Here is a 16480-nt window from a genome sequence, read left to right as displayed (position 1 = left end):
GAATCCTTGCAATCAACAGCACAACTCCGGCCCCTCCAGCGTCGGCTGAATTTGCTTCACTTCAAAGTAGTTCGGGCAGTTGCGTGTAAGCGCTCAGAGCGCGTGAAATGTAAGGGTTCGCGTCCCGCCATCCGGCATGTGCAGTCGCTCTTTTCCCGCCCACCGAGCGATCGCGTCGCCGGTCAGTTGGAAACATAACAGCTTCGCGGATATCCCCGCCATTACCATTATTGAGTAGTAAATCGGCTAAAGGTTGATCTGGTCTACCCGACAAGCCTTCCAGACCTTTAGGATGTCGCCGGGACCATAGATCGCGCTTCCGCAAGGTCTAAGGCGCTGCAGCGTCCAGGGCGCGCAGGAGAGCCTGCACTTCCTGACGACAACAAAGCAGCCGACCGTGTCTTGCTTGAGGTTGATATGGATATTCTCAGCGAAATCGTTCCGGGGTTTTTAGATTGGGTGATCAACAGACCGGCAGCCATTCTTATGCTGTCCGCAACCTGGCCTTTGATGCTTCCTATGAAGAAAGACAGGTTGCTGGGCTACGGAGCTCCTGCCGTTTTTATTGGGGCTGGTACTTTAATTGTGTTCGGCATCGAAACTCCCGTAGGAGCAGTCATTGTCGTACTTGCCTACAGTTTGCTGGTTTCAGTCGCCCTGTTTTCCACCCGCAGGCGTCTTAGCCAAATCGAGGATCGTCTTGCATCGGTCATATCCGCAATCGATGACCTGGAAGTTGCCGAGGAAAGACGGCAGACTTACAATGCCAGGCGTCCCTCGCGGCTTTACCCGCGCCGAAAACCGGCAGCCAGCACAATGGAGCAGGTCGTTACAGCAGGTGCAACGGAGAGTCCCGGAAGCACGGCGCAGGCGATCCCCAGTCCGCCTTGGCAAGAGTTGCAACCGCCCGATCCGCCAGTGGGATCCGCGCTTCCGGCATCAACGCGACCAGCAGGACCCGACGTGCTTTCTGAAGGGCATCGAACGCGGCTGCTTTCAAGTTGAGCAGCTCTGCTTGGCGAGGGTTTTCAACCAAAGAAGGGACGTGAAAGTAGCCGTGATGGTCCGCCGGGGCGCAGCAGCCAAAGGACAAGTTCGACTGCCGGCGTTGAATGCCGGCAGGCCACGGGAACTTGCTGAAGCCCATCCAGTAAAGTGGGCTGAGAACCTTCTGCATGGTGCAAGTACCCCCAAGGTGGTAGGGTAGCATCCCATGGCGGTAGGCCGCGACGCCATTTGGATGAAAAGATAGGCGGAACGTTTGTGTAATTAATGGGTTGAAGCTGCAGATTGATCGGAGGGACGATCGCGGAGTGGGGTAATCAAGACAAATGGGCTTATCAAAGCAGGCTCTTGAATTGGAGAGGCGACCCGCGCTTGCCGACGCGAGTTGGGAAAGGACAATCTCAGTATTGCCGGGGGCTTTGCGCCGCCTCTATCCGGCGAACACCACGATTGCACGCGAGCATCAGGCCAAATCCTCCATCCTGGTTATGACTGCGGGTTGGGCGGCATTCGGCAAAACGTTGCGGAATGGCTCGCGTCTCATCGTTGATTTCGCGCTTCCCCACGAAATTGCCTTGATCGAGTTCTCCGGCGAAGGGGGCGAGACGGCAACTGCGCTCTCCGATGTAACCGCGATCGAGCTGACCGGTCCTGTCCATACTTGTTTTTCGCGCTACCCGCAGTCCATTTGCGAGGCTATCCTGCTGGCTGAGGTAAGGCGGTACGCAAGGGTTGCGGAACATCTGGCAGGAGTCAGTAGACGGGGACCTGTCGAACGCACGGCGCATCTTCTTCTCGAACTGGGCTGCCGGGCACATCGATCGCCAACGAGTTATCCGGACCGCTTTGAATGCCCGCTGACCCAAGCCGAGATGGCCGACGCGTTGGGTCTTTCGGCTGTGCATGTAAGTCGCGTGTTGAAGGATTTGCGGGAAAGTGGACTGGCTTCATTCCGCAATGGTGTGGTCGAGTTGCATGACCACGCGGAACTTATAAAAACGGCCGGATTTGATCGGTCTTACATTTCGAGCTGACATCAAGCTTAGTTCTGGTCTCAACCGCAACTGGCGCTTCCTCGCGGGTATGTGCTTCGGTGCCCCGGACTCTCTTGCTAGAGCGGGATGGAGTCGTGAGATTCGCAAATCACCTTTGCTCCGATTCAACATTCATACTGGAGGAGGCCAGTCGGGATGGCAGGATATTCGATGGATTTTCGCGGGCGGGTTGTTGCCGCGGTCAAGATGGAAGGGCTGTCGCGGCGCCGCGACGGCGCGCTTTGGCGTCAGCTACAGCGGGGCCATAGCGTGGCTAATAGCGTGTCGAAGAGACTGGCAGTGCGGCGCCTCGCCAGGTCCGCGGCTACAAACCGAAGAAACTCTCGGGAGTGTGGCCCAACAGCTTGATCGAGCGCTTTCACGACCGGGCTTCACCTTGCGCGGCCTTGTGGCCGAGCTGGTCTGAAGGTCGACTACCGATTGGTATGGGAGTTCGTGCATGCCGAGAAGCTCACTCACAAAAAAAACGCTGATCGCCAACGGACAGAATCGCCCCGATGTCGCACGACGGCGGCTGCAGTGGATGAAATATCGGGGCCGGATCGATCCACGCGACGGGTCTTCATTGATGAGACCTGGACCAAGACCAACAGTCGCCGCTCAGGGGCTGGGCGCTGGCGGCCCAGCGCATCGAGGCCAAAGCGAACGTCGCCGCTAACCAAAGCGTAGGCAAAATGGCCGGTGCGGCGGGCAGCCCTCCGGGGACGTGAGGACCGCACCGGCCACTGCGGCGGGCTTAAGTACGCACCCGCACCGGTCAATTTACAGGGGACATTAGGTAATGCGCAATTAATCCTATCGGTGGTGCCAGTGTAGCGCCGATGTCAGGATTGTTCGGTCGTTGGCCGGTAAGGGAAAAATGCGCTCTTAAGCAACGGCTGTTACTTGAAGTTGGTTTTCGTCTTCCGCTTCGCCGATACCTTCTTGATTTAACCGGCCTTGCTGGCGAGACCACTTTGTCTTTGCTATCGCCGATTCGTGGCGGCTTTTGGCGAGCCGGAGCTTTTCGAGAACCAGATCGTCCTGATGTTACTCGCTATCTAGTTCTTTTGCCTTCTAAGTTCATCCAAGTAGTGGAATGGACTGAACGTCATAGGAGGTTGTAGCGTTCTTTTTTTGGACACGATGGCTCGGGGATGTCGTATGACGATATTATTAGAAATCAAAGATTTATTGGAGGTCATGGCGTACCGGCTAACCATCAGGACGCTCGACCACGCCTATAACATCGACCTGACAAATGCTTGCACGCCTGCGGAGCGGGAAAAGGCCGAGTACCGACATTATTGGGAAACGTTATTATATTATGAACAGATTGCGGAGATAAAAACCCGGCGACTGATCCGGAAGGCGGAGCGTCTTAATCTCCCGGTTGGCTACGCGGACGACAACAGTCCAATGTGGAGAAAATCGTCTCAGCTTGACAGCTGGATACTGACGCCACTTGGTTGCTCTGAAGTCCAAAATATGATCCGTCAAGAATGCAAAGACCGCCGAGAGCGCGCCACGACCTGGACAAGCGTGATCATCGGCCCACTCGGCCGGCTAGTATCTGGTTGGCTGGTTGCGCGCGAGCACTAGTCGCGCACGCTTCTTAGCCGACGTCCACCCTCGGTCCGGATAATCGCCTTCGGTTGCGAATTGGAACTCGCCAGGTCTCCCCTTTGCCAAAGGAGAGCAAGGGTGGTTGTGGCTCGGGGTGCCTCGATCGTCGCATCGACAGCTAGGATCTCCTCGTCGCAGACAGGGCTGCATGGGAGCGCCTGGTCGAAGTCTATCCCAAGCCGATTTCCAAAGAGTCGTAACCTCTGTGCAGAGCTACTAGATCGGCGCTATCCGTCGCTATTTTTGATCGCTGTTAGTGGCAACTGGAACACCAGCGGTGACGCGCTCGCGCTTCGTAGTGCCATGTGCGATCGCATGGGCGATCAAATGATGTACACGTCATGATAGGTCAGGGCCGCCCCGGCCTGTAGGTGGGCGATTTCCACCTGAGGGGCCGATCTCGAGCCATCGGGGTCATAGTACAGAATGCCCGTGGCCCGGTCGTAGAGCAGGTAGTCGTTATGGCTGGTGGCGTGTTCGCGCAACTCGAAATACGACGAGTTCACCTGCGTCGGGCTGGACAAGGAACCGGGGCCGAGGCTGGTGAAGACGGCATTGTCGAGATAGAGCGCGTCGTCCGCTGCGTGGAAGTCCGGGAGCCTATCGACATTGCCAGGGCCATAGGCCGTGTCAAACACGAAGGTGTCCTTGCCGGCGCCCCCGTGGAGCACGTCGTTGCCACCTCGGCCCCACAGTATGTCGTTACCAGCCAAGGCATCATAGTTATCGGCCGCGCCAGTGCCGATAAAAGTGTCGTTCCCGGTAGTTCCCTTGGCCGGGTCGGTCGGCGGTGGCGGTGGCGGTGGCTGGTCGGTCCCGTCATGGGCTGCATGCCAGACCGCCTTGGCGTTGGCCCAGCAATCGCGGGCCGCCTGGCCTTGAAGGACCGTCCAGCCGGCGGGCGGCATTGGATAATCGGACGGCAGCGGCGTGTCAGAGAGATTGAGATAGTAATTGCCGTGCGACTCGACCGTCTTGTCCCAGGCGTGCTGCAGCCGCCCCTGGCCGTTGTGGTGAACGTCGGCGATCGCCACCACGCAGTCGATAAAGTGCAGGCTGGGCGAGATATCGTTAGCGCCTGTGCCGTTGTCGAGTTTGAATGGCGAACCGTGGGTCATCACGCCTTTGCGAAGGTACTCTCCCATGCCCAGAAGCATGCCATCCATGGTAACCGTGTTGTTATGCCCATCCACTTCACCATCGCCAAGGCTCACTCCGGAAAACACGTGGTCGAACAGGGAATCCTTGATCGTGCCGCCGATGACGTCATCGTCCTCGACCGCGTCGTCTCGGGAGTTGCCGACATAGCTGTTCTCGATGACGAAGTGGCCAGTGCCGCCGACACGAATGCCATCCCAGGGCTGGGTAACCGTCCAATCGTCGATGACAAAGTTGTGGGCTGAATTTATACGGACTGCGGCGGAGTTGACGTAAATGTTCTCCCAGTCGCCGGTTTGGGAGACGGTGCCGTTGATCGTGCCGCCAAAAACCAGGAGGTTGTCGCCGGGGTCGACGATCGAGAAGGGATAGCGGTTGATGGGGCTTCCCTGATTGGCGACGATCCACGAGGCGTCGGTGGCATCGATAGTGGTGTCGGCGGGCAGGCCGGATGCCTTATACTGGGTGTAGCCATAATCGCCGCTTAAGACAATGGTACTTGCCTGGGCCATGGTTGGCCACCTTTCACACCCCCGCCCTTTCCGCCAAGTGCCTGAAGCCGGAAAGGCCTCCATTCATCAGAACGCCCGTCAGCGGTATCGTGCAAATCACAAAATGTAACAGGTCCCGCACGGTGGCTCGTGCCGGAGAGGCGTCTGAAACCCGCCCCGGTCACGTTGCTCGAATGGTTGCGCTACAACGTCGAGTAGGCGACGGCTTGCCCCAGCGAAAGGCTAACACTGGTGACATCCCAGTTGTCACGCGATCGCGGAAGCCAACCGGCCATGCCAGCAGACTGTTAGGCCCGCGGCACCTGCATCAGGATGACGGTCCCGACGAAAGCAGAGTAGAGGGCTAGGTTCGATCAACCAGCGGGTGGTTCTACTCGTCGTCGCCCGGCTCGGGCTGGCGTGATTGAGGATCGATCGCCCGAGCGCATCTCGATCACGCGATACCGCCTGCAGTCCGGCATGTCAGCGATCAATGACCTAATAGGGACAAAGACAATCGAGTGGGAGTGAACAGTTGAGGACATCAGCTAGCCATTAAAGCTGCGCCCATCCGCTTGGAATTCGACACGATCCACGCGCGCAGTTCCGGGCCGAAGGGCTTTTCCAGAGCTGCACGGTCCCAGGCAAGGAAATAGGCCTGAGACAATTTGAGCCGTTGATTGAAAGGTACGATGAGGCGGCCGGATGCGATATCCTCGGCGGCCATTGATAGCTGCGCCAGCACAACGCCTCTTCCATTCGTCGCGGCATCGATAGCGGCGCTCGACAAGGAGAAGGCGACTTCACCTGAAGCCTTTTGGTACATCGCTCCGATGCTTGCTGCCCATTCCGTCCAACTGGGCGGTGAGCGGTGGTCGCGAGCCCATTCGATGCTGAGGAGTGGCAGGTCGAGAATGTCGGCGGGTTTGCGCACCGGGTGCCTTGCCAGCAGCGCCGGTGAGCATGCCGGCACCACCCAATCCGTGAACAGTTCGATATAGTGGTTGAAATCGCGATACTTCTCGCCGTACGAAATGCGGAAGTCGACCCCTTCAGTATCCAATCGGGGTTCCGTCTCCGCGCCGACCAGACGTACCGTCGCGCCCGGGTGTGCAATCTGCCAATCCAGCAATTGCGGGCCGATCCATTTGCTGGCCAGCGATGGCAGGCAGGAGATTGTCAGCGTGTTCGCGGACTGGGCGCGATCGATGATGTCTTGAGCCGCACGAATCTGGTCGAATCCGCGGGAAACCGCCGCGTGATACACACGTCCCAGCGCTGTGAGGGCGACGCTTCTGCCGCGCCGTTCCAGCAGCCTGACCTCGAGGGCCTCTTCCGCTTTGCGTATCTGCTGACTGACCGCGCCAACGGAGACGCCAAGCTCGGTCGCGGCCGCCGTCATACTGCCGCGTCTGCCGAAGGCCTCGAAGGCCTGTATCGCACGCAGCGGCGGCGTCTTGTTCACCTGGGCAAGGATCCTGGGGTCATCTTGATTTAGTTTTTCTAAAATAGAACGCAGATGCAAGCCCTATGTCGTCCAGGATCCGCAAGATATTCGTTTGGGGGTTCACAAGCTGGGGAGGACGCCATGTTTCTTCGAAACTGCTGGTACGTTGCCGCGTGGGACCATGAGGTCGCCGACCGGCTGGTGCCGACCCGGATTCTTGGCGAGGATATCGTCCTCTACCGCCGGACCGATGGCGTGGTAGCGGCGCTCGAAGACGCCTGTCCGCATCGCAAGTTGCCGCTGTCCATGGGTCGCATCAAGGGCGACACGGTCGAGTGCGGCTATCACGGCCTGACCTTCGACAGCACGGGGACCTGCACGCGGGTGCCGGGCGCGGAAAAGATACCCCATGTCGCCTGTGTCCGTTCCTATCCGATTGCCGAGCGCTACGGCTTGCTCTGGATCTGGATGGGCGAGGCGGCAAAGGCCGATCCCGACCTGATTTTCGCTGTCGATCACTGGGGCGACCCGGCATGGGGCGTCAACCGCGGCGAGTCCATGGCGCTCGATTGCAACTATCTCTACATGACCGACAACCTGCTCGACCCCTCGCATGTGTCCTGGGTCCATCAATCCTCCTTCGGTGGTGTCCAGGCCATGGAGGATGCGCCGCTCGAAACCACCGTGGGCGAAGACGGCGTAACGGTATGGCGCTGGGTGGTCGATGCCGCACCGGCGCCCTTCTATGCACCCTTCCTCAAATTCTCCGGCAATTGCGACCGCAAGCAGCACTACGAGGTGCGCTACCCGTCCAACGCGATCATCAAGGCGATCTTCGTACCGGCACGCACCGGCGGCGAAGGCAAGCCGCTGCACGAGGACGTGTTCCTCATGGACAGTTACAATTTCATGACGCCTGTCGATGAGAACCAGACGAAATATTACTGGTTCCAGATGCGCAATTTCGCTCCCGACGATCTGGAGGTGTCGCGCCGGTTCGCCACCTCCGTGCGCGGCGCTTTCGACGAGGACCGCACCGTGCTCAACGCGGTGCACAAGGGCATGGCCAACAAGCGCACGCCCAATCTCGATCTCAAGATCGATGTCGGGCCGCTGCGTTTTCGCCGCAACCTGGCCAAGCTGATCGCCAGCGAGAGCCAGCAATTGGCGGCCGCCGAATGAACGCATTCACCGCTCGCGACACCATCGCAAGAAGTGGGTTTCGCGACCTGAGGGTGGTTGCGAAGGTGCGCGAAAGCGCCATCATCACGTCGTTCCACATGGAGCCGGTCAATCCACTGGACTGGCGCGATTTCGAGCCGGGCCAGTTCCTGGTGTTCAAGATACCCGTGCCGCACGCGGCAGGCGAAAAGGGATATGTGCTGCGCAACTATAGCGTCTCCTGTTCTCCGGCCAGCAAGGGTCGCTACCGGATCAGCGTGAAGCGGGAAGCAGCATCCGCGCCTGGCCTGCCTGATGGGATAAGCTCATGCTTCCTGCATGACCGGATCGACGTCGGTGACGTCCTTCAGGCCGAAGGGCCGCGCGGCGAGTTCGTGCTCGACAAGGCGAGCAGCCGTCCAGTGGTGCTGCTCAGCGGCGGCGTTGGGCTGACGCCGATGGTGTCGATGCTGCATGCGCTGGCTTCGATGCCGGACCGCCGCACCGTCTTCGTTCATGCTTGCGAGAATGGCGACGTGCATGCCTTGCGCGACGAGGTGAGCGGCCTTGTCGCGACACGGCCCGGCCTGTCTGCCCACTACTGCTATCGGTCTCCTTCCGAACGCGACAAAGCCAAGCAGCGGTTCCACAGCGAAGGCATGATTTCGCGGGACGTGCTGCAACGCCTGCTGCCGATCGACGACTATGATTTCTATCTCTGTGGTCCGCCGCCGTTCATGCAGGCGATTTACGCCATGTTGCGAGCGCTTGGCGTTCCAAAGCACCGCATTGCCTACGAATTTTTCGGTCCGTCGACGGTGCTTGAGCCTGATGCATTTCGGACCTCGGCGGTTGTTGCGCAGCCGGCAAGGATCGTGCCGACAGACGAGGCGACGACCGTGGAGTTCCGAAAATCGGGACTCAAGGCCATCTGGGACGGCTCCGCCGCTTCGCTGCTCGACTTTGCCGAGGATCACGGTCTGAAACCGGAATTCAGCTGCCGGTCGGGCATCTGTGGCACATGCAAGTCGCGGCTGGTCTCGGGTGACGTCGCCTATTTCGAAGAACCGCTGGACGAGCTTGGGGCAGGCGAAGTGCTGCTGTGCTGCTCCAGGCCGAGCGGATCAATCGTCCTGGATATTTGACAAGATCGCGATGCCGCGTATGGGCGCGGGGAAACGGAAGTCGGAATTTGGAACAGTCGGTCAAACCAGTGTCGAGCCTGCCGCTCAATCCGCATATCGCCGCCTTGCCGCCCTACAATGCCGGCATGAACATAGCGATGGCGCGGGCGCTGAGTGGCCGCCAAGACATCGCCCGGCTGGCCAGCAATGAGAACCCGGACGGCTGTTCTCCCGCCGTCATGGCCGCATTGGCTTCGTCATCGTTCGAACCATGGCGCTATGCCGATCCGGCTTGCACGGCGCTGCGGGCAGTGCTTGGCGAAAGACTGGCGGTCGATCCCGGCCTGATCGTTGCCGGCAATGGCTCCGAGGAGATGATCGCCGCCATCTCGCGCGCCGTCCTGGTGCCGGGCGCCTCCGTCGTCACCACGGTGCCGAGCTTCGGCCTGCATGAGATAGAGCCGCTGGCAGTGGGGGCTGATGTCGTCAAGGTTGCGATGACGCCTGGAATGGGCTTCGACCTTGCCGCGCTGGAAACGGCGATCGCCGCCAGGCCACGGATCGTTTTCATATCCTCGCCATGGAACCCGGTCGGACCCGGTCTCGACCATTCCGGCTTGCAACGGCTGATCGGCGCCGTGCGGCCAGGCACGCTTCTTGTCCTCGACGAAGCCTATTTCGAATTTGCCGATCCAGGTGCGCCCGACGGCATCGAGGTTCTGCGCGGTCACGGCATCGACCATGTGGTGCTGCGGACGTTTTCGAAGGCGTATGGGCTGGCGGGGCTGCGCGTCGGCTATGCCGTCTGTTCGAGCCTCGAACTGGCACGGGTGATCGCCGCTGCCAAGACGCCATTCAACGTCAACGCAGCGGCACAGACCGCCGCCATCGCGGCACTCGCCGACGAAAGCTGGATGAAGGCGTCGGCGAGCCGGGTCAGGGCCGAGCGCGTGCGCACAGCCACCGCTCTTGTTGGCCTTGGTTTCCGGGTTGCGCCGTCGCAGACAAACTTCCTGTTCTTCGACTGCAAGGGTGATAGTTCGAGCCTCGCCGCCGATCTTCTGAAGCAGGGGATTATCGTCAAGGCGTGGCGAGAAGCCGGCTACGAACGCTATCTGCGTGCCACCATCGGCTTGCCGGCGGACAATGACCGGCTGATTGCGGCACTTCAGGAATTGGTGGGACGATGAGCGGCCTCGCGCCCCAAGGGCAAACGAACTGGATCGACCAGGCGGTGCCGTTGTCGTTTGTCGACGCGCTCCGCGATGTCGTCGGCGCTTCGAATGTGCGCACCGGAGAGGATACCGAGGCGATCGACCTTGGCTCGAATGGCGCGAATTGTGGCGCCGGCATCGTCGTTGCGCCTTTATCGACCGGTGAAGTCGCGGCGGTGGCGCGCATCTGTCACCAGAACGGGATCGCGATCGTGCCGCAAGGTGGAAAGACCGGCCTGGTCGGCGGCAGTGTTTCGCGGCCAGGCGAGATCGTCCTTTCGATGACGCGCATGAACCGCATCGAGCGGCTTGATCCTGTCGAGCGGGTGGCCGTCGTCGACGCCGGCGTTACTCTTGAAGCGCTGCAAGAGGCCGCGCGCGAACACCGGCTGGAACCGGGCATCGATCTTGCCGCGCGCGGCTCGGCAACGATCGGCGGCATGGTGTCCACCAATGCGGGCGGCGTGATGGCCTTTCGCAACGGCGTGATGCGCCACCGCGTGCTTGGCCTCGAGGCCGTTCTGGCCGACGGATCGGTCTATTCCGATCTCACCCGGGTGGTGAAGAATTCGGCCGGCTATGATCTGAAACATCTCTTCATCGGCGCCGAGGGCACGCTCGGCATCGTCACCCGCGTGGTCGTCAAGCTCGACCCTTCGCCGCTAGCCAGCGCCACCGCGCTTTTCGGGCTGCCATCGGTCGAGGCTGCTCTGCGGACCATTCGCCTGGCTCTTGAATCGGAGGCCGGGCATCTGCGCGCGGCCGAGGCGATGTGGACCTCGTATTTCAGTCTGGCCGCCGCCGCGCATGGATGGTCCGAACCAGGCGTGCCGCTCGACCAGCCGCTGTTCTTGCTGCTGTCGCTTGGCGGCGCGCGCGAAGAGGCGCTGCGCGAGGATTTCGAGCGGATTTATTCGGAAGTAATGGAGCGCTATCCCGAAGCGACCGGCATCATCGCCGGCTCGCGGCGGCAAGAGGACGACCTGTGGCGGCTGCGCGAGGACACCAGCGTGCTCTATCGCGCCCATCCCGATGCGCCTTCTTTCGACGTGTCGGTGCCATTGTCGGAAATTCCAGCATATCTCGACAGAATCCTGCCTAAGCTCGCTGCGATCGAACCCGGTCTGGCGCCCTATATCTTCGGACATCTGGCCGATGGGAACCTGTCATATCATCCTCAACCGCCGGGGGCCTCTGGCGCCCGAAATTGCCGAGCGTGTCGAGGGTGTCCTGTATCAACAGCTCCGGGAGATTGGCGGTTCCTTTTCCGCCGAGCACGGTGTTGGGTCGAAGCGCATCCATTCCCTGCTGGCGACAGCCGACCCGACGAAGCTCGCCGTGATGGAGCGGGTGAAACGAGTGCTGGACGATCAGTCGATCATGAACCCCGACAAGGTGCTTCCCCGCGATGCCTGGTTCGTTCGGTCTTCCAGGCCATCTCATTCCGGCAGCTTTAAGAACGTGAGCAACCTCACCGATGAGTAACCCCATGCCGGAATCACAGGGAATGAACGGATTGACCGCCAGTCGTCCATTGGGATCGACGAAGCGCCATGACGAGCCGGCCCCGGCCTATGCCTCTGATTTCGGCGCCTTGCGCCAAGAATTTCGCCAAGCGGCCGAGCGGGCGGGCGCGGAGCTGTCTGAATATGTTCATCCGCTGAACGGGCCCGATGGCGGGCCGCTGGCGACGGATGTGGCACTGCTTGGCCGTCGCGACGCGCGCAAGCTGATCGTGCTCATTTCCGGCACGCATGGTGTCGAGGGGCCGTTCGGCTCGACCTGCCAGACCGCCTGGCTCGGCCAGAAGAACCTGCGGCGCTTGCCTGACGACATGGCGATCCTTGCCATCCACCTCATCAATCCCTGGGGCACGGCGTGGTCGCGGCGCGTCAACGAAGACAATGTCGACCTCAACCGCAATTTCATCGACTGGTCGGCCGGCGCTCCGGTCAACAATGGCTATGCCGGCCTTCACGACGCCGTGGCATACCGCGAATGGGCAGGGGCGGACCGTATAGCGGCCGACGAGAAACTCGCCGCAGCGCGCAAGAGGCTTGGGCATGCCGGGCTGGCAGCGATCGTCGAGGCTGGCCAGTATGAATTCGCCGACGGGATGTTCTACGGCGGTGGCGGGCCGGTCTGGTCGAACAGGACGCTGAACGAAATCCTGAAGGCTTTTGCCGGCGCGGCGCGCCAGGTCATCGTTTTCGACCTGCATACGGGGGCGGGGCCTTACGGCTATCCGGCTCTGCTTTCGGTGGCGAGTTCCGAGCATGCTGGCCTTGCCTGGGGCAAATCCATCTTCGGGCCGGCGCTCTCGACCGTGCTGACCGGCCCGGGCGCCAAGACCGGCACCGGCATCGCTGCGACTGCGACCGGCTATGTCTCCGACGCCGTCCGCAAGGCAATGCCGGACGCGCGCGTGCTGCCGCTTGTCGTCGAATGCGGCACGCTGGACGGCCCCTCGGTCATGGAAGCGGTGCAAGCCGACAACTGGCTGCATCTGTTCGGGAAGCTCGATTCGCCGCTGGGCAAGCGAATCCGGGAGACGCTGCGCTCGGCCTTCATTCCCGATGATCCGGATTGGCAGCGCACTTGCCTGTCCAGCAGCCTGCGCTATTTCGACCGTGCACTGGCCGAGCTACAGACTGTCGAGGTAGCCCAGGACGAGGCCATAAGGCGCGAACAGACGCCGCCAACCGCTCCGGCCCCTGTGGCCGATCCGACGCCTGCTGATGAAGCGAAGATCACGACGCCGGCAGTGCAGATCGACGAGCTTCACAAGAGCTTCGGCTCGCTTCTGGTGTTGAAGGGCGTCAATCTCACCGCCCATGCCGGCGAAGTCATTTCCATGATTGGCTCGTCGGGTTCGGGCAAGAGCACGTTCCTGCGTTGCATCAATCTTCTGGAACAGCCGGATGGCGGCAAGGTCGCCATCGACGGCGAACTCATCAAGATGAAGCCGCTGTCGAACGGCCGTCTCGGGCCGGCCGACATGGCGCAGGTCGAACGCATCCGCGCCCGGGTCGGGATGGTGTTCCAGAACTTCAATCTGTGGCCGCACATGACGGTGGTGGAGAACATCATCGAAGCGCCCCGGCATGTGCTGAAGGAGCCTCGCGAGAAGGCCCTCGAACACGCGCATGCCCTGCTGAAGAAGGTCGGGCTCGCCGACAAGCATGCCCACTATCCCGGCCAGTTGTCCGGCGGCCAGCAGCAGCGGGCGGCGATTGCCCGCACGCTGGCGATGCGGCCCAAGGTCATCCTCTTCGACGAGCCGACATCGGCGCTCGACCCCGAGCTGGTCGGCGAGGTGCTGCGGGTGATCCGCCAACTGGCGGAGGAAGGCAACACCATGATCCTCGTGACGCATGAGATGCAGTTCGCGCGCGAGGTCTCCCACAAGGTTCTGTTTCTCCACCAGGGAAAGGTGGAGGAAGAGGGTGCGCCGGCGGAGCTGTTCGGCAGCCCGCGCTCGGAGCGTCTGCGCCAATTCCTGGCACGGACACTGTGAAGCAAGCCCTCGAAGCGTTCGGCTCGCACCGGACAACGGCAATGAAGATCAACAACAAGGGGAACTGATATGAAACTGAAAGTCTTGACGCTGCTCGCCTGTCTGGCGGGAAGCATGGGCAGCGCATGGGCGGCCGAAGGCGAGCTGTCCATTGGTACGGAAGGCGCCTACCCGCCATGGAGCATGTCCGACGCCAACGGCAACGTCACCGGCTTCGACGCCGATGTCGGCGCATTGCTATGCACCAAACTTGGCGTGACCTGCCATTTCGTGGTGCAGGCCTTCGACGGGTTGATCCCGGCGCTGAAGGCCAAGCGCTTCGACGTCATCATCTCGGGCATGTCGATCACCGCCGATCGCAAGAAGGAGATCAACTTCAGCGTCGGCTATGCCGAACTGGCCAACATGTTCGTCGCGGCCAAGGGTTCTGATCTCGCCGCCATCACCGACGTCGACACGCTGCTGAAATCGCTCGATGGCAAGAAGGTCGGCGTGCAGGCTGGCACCACGCACGCGCATTTCCTCGAGAAGCGTGCGCCGAATGCCGACCTGAAAACCTACGACACGCTCGATCAGATGCAGATCGACCTGGCGAGCGGCCGTATCGACACGGCTTTCGCCGATCAATCCGCCTTGCAGGATTTTCTGGACAAGCCGGATGGCAAGAACTTCCAGCTGATAGGTGTTGAGATAAAGAGCACGTTCGACCCGACGCTTGGCGAAGGCATCGGCGTCGGCATCGCGCAGGACAACACCGAGCTCAAGGCCAAGATCGACAAGGCGCTTTGCGAGTTGATCGCCGACGGCTCGGTCGGCAAGGCCAGCCAGAAATGGTTCAAGACGGACATTTCCCGGCCCTGCAAATAACGCCTTGGAATTCTGGCATGCGCCCGGACAGCCGGGCGCATGCGTCTCATTGGCACGACAGACTAGGGCAACTCGGATGGAATTCGGTCTCTGGCAAGTTTGGGAAGCGGGTTGGGTGACCGTCATCCTGCGTGGCGCGGCGATCACAATCCTTGTGGGTTTCGTCAGCATGGCGGCCGGTCTGGTGATCGGCATTGTCTGCGGGCTGATCAAATGGGCCCGGATATTTCCACTTTCGCTGGTGGTCGATGCTTATACGTCGCTTGTGCGTGGCGTGCCCGAACTGCTTATCATCTACCTGCTGTTTTTCAGTTCGGTTGAATTCGTGACCAAGGTCGTGACTGCCTTCGGCTATGCCGGAGTTGCGGAAAGCGGTTATGCGTTCGTCATCGCGGTCATCGCCATCGGCGCGATCTCCGGGGCCTATTCGACCGAGGTCGTGCGCGGGGCGCTCGGCGCCATCCCCAATGGGCATATCGAGGCAGCTCGAGCGCTCGGGCTGCCGGGCGCACGCATCTTCCGCCGCATCATCGCCCCGCAGATGCTGCGCATCGCCGTTCCCGGCATCAACAATGTCTGGCAGACGACGATCAAGGACACCGCTTTGGTTTCCGTGGTCGGCCTTCAGGAGTTGATGCGCATTTCCTTCATCGGCGCCAACTCCACCCGCCACCCGTTCATCTTCTACTTGATTGCGGCGGTGGTTTATCTCGCCATCACGCTTGTAAGCCAGGCCGGCTTCGACGGGATCGAACGCCTGCTCAGGCTACGGACGAGAAAAGCAGTATGATAGACCTCATCCAGCTTGCGGTTCCCGTTCTGCTCAAGGGCATGTGGGTCACAGCCGCGCTGACCTTCGTTTCGGTGCTGATCGGCTTCAATCTGGGCCTCGGACTGGCGCTTATGCGGCTGTCGTCGAACTGGCTCCTGTCGGGCTTCGCCAAATATTACAGCAACGTCTTTCGCGGGACCCCGCTGCTGGTGCAGATCTTCCTGTTTTACTACGGGCTCGGCCAGCTTTCGCTGATCAAGGACAACGCGGTTTTGTGGTGGGTGATCAGCGACGGATCGCGTTGCGCCGTCCTGGCACTCGCGCTGAATACGGCCGCTTACACATCCGAGATACTGCGCGGCGGATTGATGTCGGTTCCGGTCGGTCTCGTCGAGGCGGCCCAGGCATGCGGCATGTCGCGCATGCTGCGGTTCCGCCGCATCGAGTTCCCGCTCGCCATCCGCCAGGCGCTGCCGGCGTATGGCAATGAGCTTATCCTTGTGGTGAAGGGCACCAGCCTCGCCTCGACGATCACGGTGCTCGAAATCACCGGCTACGCCAAGCGGCTGATGAGCCAGACCTTCGCGATCTTCGAGATTTTCGCAATTGCTGGCGTGCTCTACCTCGTGATCAATCTGCTGCTGATCGCGATCATCCGATCCATCGAGCGTTCTCTGACCAGGCATGAGTCGTCCTCCAGCCAGAAATCGACCGCACTCAAATCGATCTGACGTCTCATGACGCTGTCTAAAGCTCATTCCTCGCGATCTGGCCGCCTTCATTAGCCTTGGCGGGCAAGCATGACGGATCGCCCACCATAGCTGTGGCGCTGACGGCTATGTCAGTCGCTTTTTCTTTCGCAGTGCCCACGATTGGGCCGGGCGTGGGTTATCTCTCTCGGAGGCGTCAGGCAGGCTCCGCGAGCCGTCACCTGTGCACTAGAGCGTTTCATGTTTTGACGGAAGCGTATCCGGCGTTTTCGAAGTAGTTCTTGCATTCGGCTGCCTCGATGGTTTCGACGAGGTGGCCGATGTGGCGCCAAGTTTCCTCGATGGTGCGTTTCT

13 protein-coding genes and 3 pseudogenes are annotated in these 16480 nt (G+C 60.8%); 13 read left to right on the top strand and 3 right to left on the bottom strand.

Features of this window, described 5'->3' with window-relative positions; translation table 11 throughout:
- The first annotated feature begins 417 nt into the window (after positions 1 to 417).
- The 4 genes and pseudogenes from EN845_RS31150 (at position 418) to EN845_RS31140 (ending at position 3641) form a co-directional block, all read left to right on the top strand.
- Entirely contained in the window at positions 418 to 1005 is a 588-nt protein-coding gene (locus EN845_RS31150) for a hypothetical protein (protein WP_127276028.1), read from the top strand.
- A gap of 326 nt (positions 1006 to 1331) precedes the next feature.
- The gene (locus tag EN845_RS31145; protein ID WP_127276029.1) at positions 1332 to 2039 is read left to right on the top strand and encodes a Crp/Fnr family transcriptional regulator; all 708 of its coding nucleotides are present in this window, start codon (positions 1332 to 1334) and stop codon (positions 2037 to 2039) included.
- 156 nt (positions 2040 to 2195) lie between these two features.
- Positions 2196 to 2651 (top strand): annotated as a pseudogene (locus EN845_RS36290) (IS630 family transposase); the annotation flags it as partial.
- A 552-nt stretch (positions 2652 to 3203) separates the two neighbouring features.
- On the top strand, positions 3204 to 3641 hold the full coding sequence (locus EN845_RS31140; RefSeq protein ID WP_127873499.1) for a hypothetical protein: 438 nt from the start codon (positions 3204 to 3206) through the stop codon (positions 3639 to 3641).
- A 347-nt stretch (positions 3642 to 3988) separates the two neighbouring features.
- On the opposite strand, the gene EN845_RS31135 is transcribed toward EN845_RS31140, so the two are convergent.
- Entirely contained in the window at positions 3989 to 5335 is a 1347-nt protein-coding gene (locus tag EN845_RS31135; protein ID WP_127873498.1) for a calcium-binding protein, read from the bottom strand.
- A 523-nt stretch (positions 5336 to 5858) separates the two neighbouring features.
- Positions 5859 to 6779: a LysR substrate-binding domain-containing protein gene (locus EN845_RS31130; RefSeq protein ID WP_127873507.1), complete on the bottom strand. Its 921-nt coding sequence runs from the start codon at positions 6777 to 6779 to the stop codon at positions 5859 to 5861.
- A 123-nt stretch (positions 6780 to 6902) separates the two neighbouring features.
- Between EN845_RS31130 and EN845_RS31125 the strand changes: the two genes are divergently transcribed.
- The 9 genes and pseudogenes from EN845_RS31125 to EN845_RS31090 all read left to right on the top strand — a co-directional run bounded on the left by EN845_RS31125 (position 6903) and on the right by EN845_RS31090 (position 16147).
- A complete protein-coding gene (locus EN845_RS31125) occupies positions 6903 to 7943 on the top strand; it encodes an aromatic ring-hydroxylating dioxygenase subunit alpha (protein ID WP_127276478.1) in 1041 nt (346 codons plus the stop codon).
- Positions 7940 to 9067, top strand: coding sequence for a 2Fe-2S iron-sulfur cluster-binding protein (locus EN845_RS31120; RefSeq protein WP_127873497.1), 1128 nt, complete (start codon positions 7940 to 7942; stop codon positions 9065 to 9067). Before EN845_RS31125 ends, EN845_RS31120 begins: the two co-directional genes overlap by 4 nt.
- 47 nt (positions 9068 to 9114) lie before the next feature.
- A complete protein-coding gene (hisC, locus tag EN845_RS31115; protein ID WP_127873496.1) occupies positions 9115 to 10236 on the top strand; it encodes a histidinol-phosphate transaminase in 1122 nt (373 codons plus the stop codon).
- Positions 10233 to 11372, top strand: a pseudogene (locus EN845_RS31110) (FAD-binding oxidoreductase); the annotation flags it as partial. The gene hisC and the pseudogene EN845_RS31110, both read left to right, overlap by 4 nt.
- On the top strand, positions 11293 to 11745 hold the full coding sequence (locus EN845_RS36825; RefSeq protein ID WP_348631114.1) for an FAD-linked oxidase C-terminal domain-containing protein: 453 nt from the start codon (positions 11293 to 11295) through the stop codon (positions 11743 to 11745). The pseudogene EN845_RS31110 and the gene EN845_RS36825, both read left to right, overlap by 80 nt.
- Before the next feature lie 22 nt (positions 11746 to 11767).
- Positions 11768 to 13777, top strand: a complete 2010-nt coding sequence (locus tag EN845_RS36690) for a DUF2817 domain-containing protein (RefSeq protein ID WP_127873495.1) — start codon at positions 11768 to 11770, stop codon at positions 13775 to 13777.
- A 69-nt stretch (positions 13778 to 13846) separates the two neighbouring features.
- Positions 13847 to 14644, top strand: coding sequence for a transporter substrate-binding domain-containing protein (locus tag EN845_RS31100; protein WP_127276468.1), 798 nt, complete (start codon positions 13847 to 13849; stop codon positions 14642 to 14644).
- Positions 14645 to 14720: 76 nt separating this feature from the next.
- The gene (locus tag EN845_RS31095) at positions 14721 to 15434 is read left to right on the top strand and encodes an ABC transporter permease subunit (RefSeq protein WP_127276466.1); all 714 of its coding nucleotides are present in this window, start codon (positions 14721 to 14723) and stop codon (positions 15432 to 15434) included.
- Positions 15431 to 16147, top strand: coding sequence for an ABC transporter permease (locus EN845_RS31090; RefSeq protein ID WP_127276464.1), 717 nt, complete (start codon positions 15431 to 15433; stop codon positions 16145 to 16147). The genes EN845_RS31095 and EN845_RS31090 overlap by 4 nt, the downstream gene beginning before the upstream one ends.
- A 217-nt stretch (positions 16148 to 16364) precedes the next feature.
- Here EN845_RS31090 and EN845_RS31085 read toward each other — a convergent pair.
- A pseudogene (locus EN845_RS31085) lies at positions 16365 to 16480 on the bottom strand (IS630 family transposase); the annotation flags it as partial.

It is taken from the genome of Mesorhizobium sp. M8A.F.Ca.ET.202.01.1.1, assembly GCF_004791595.1.
In the GTDB taxonomy this organism is placed as follows: Bacteria; Pseudomonadota; Alphaproteobacteria; order Rhizobiales; family Rhizobiaceae; genus Mesorhizobium.
This window is presented reverse-complemented; position numbering and strand designations above follow the sequence as displayed.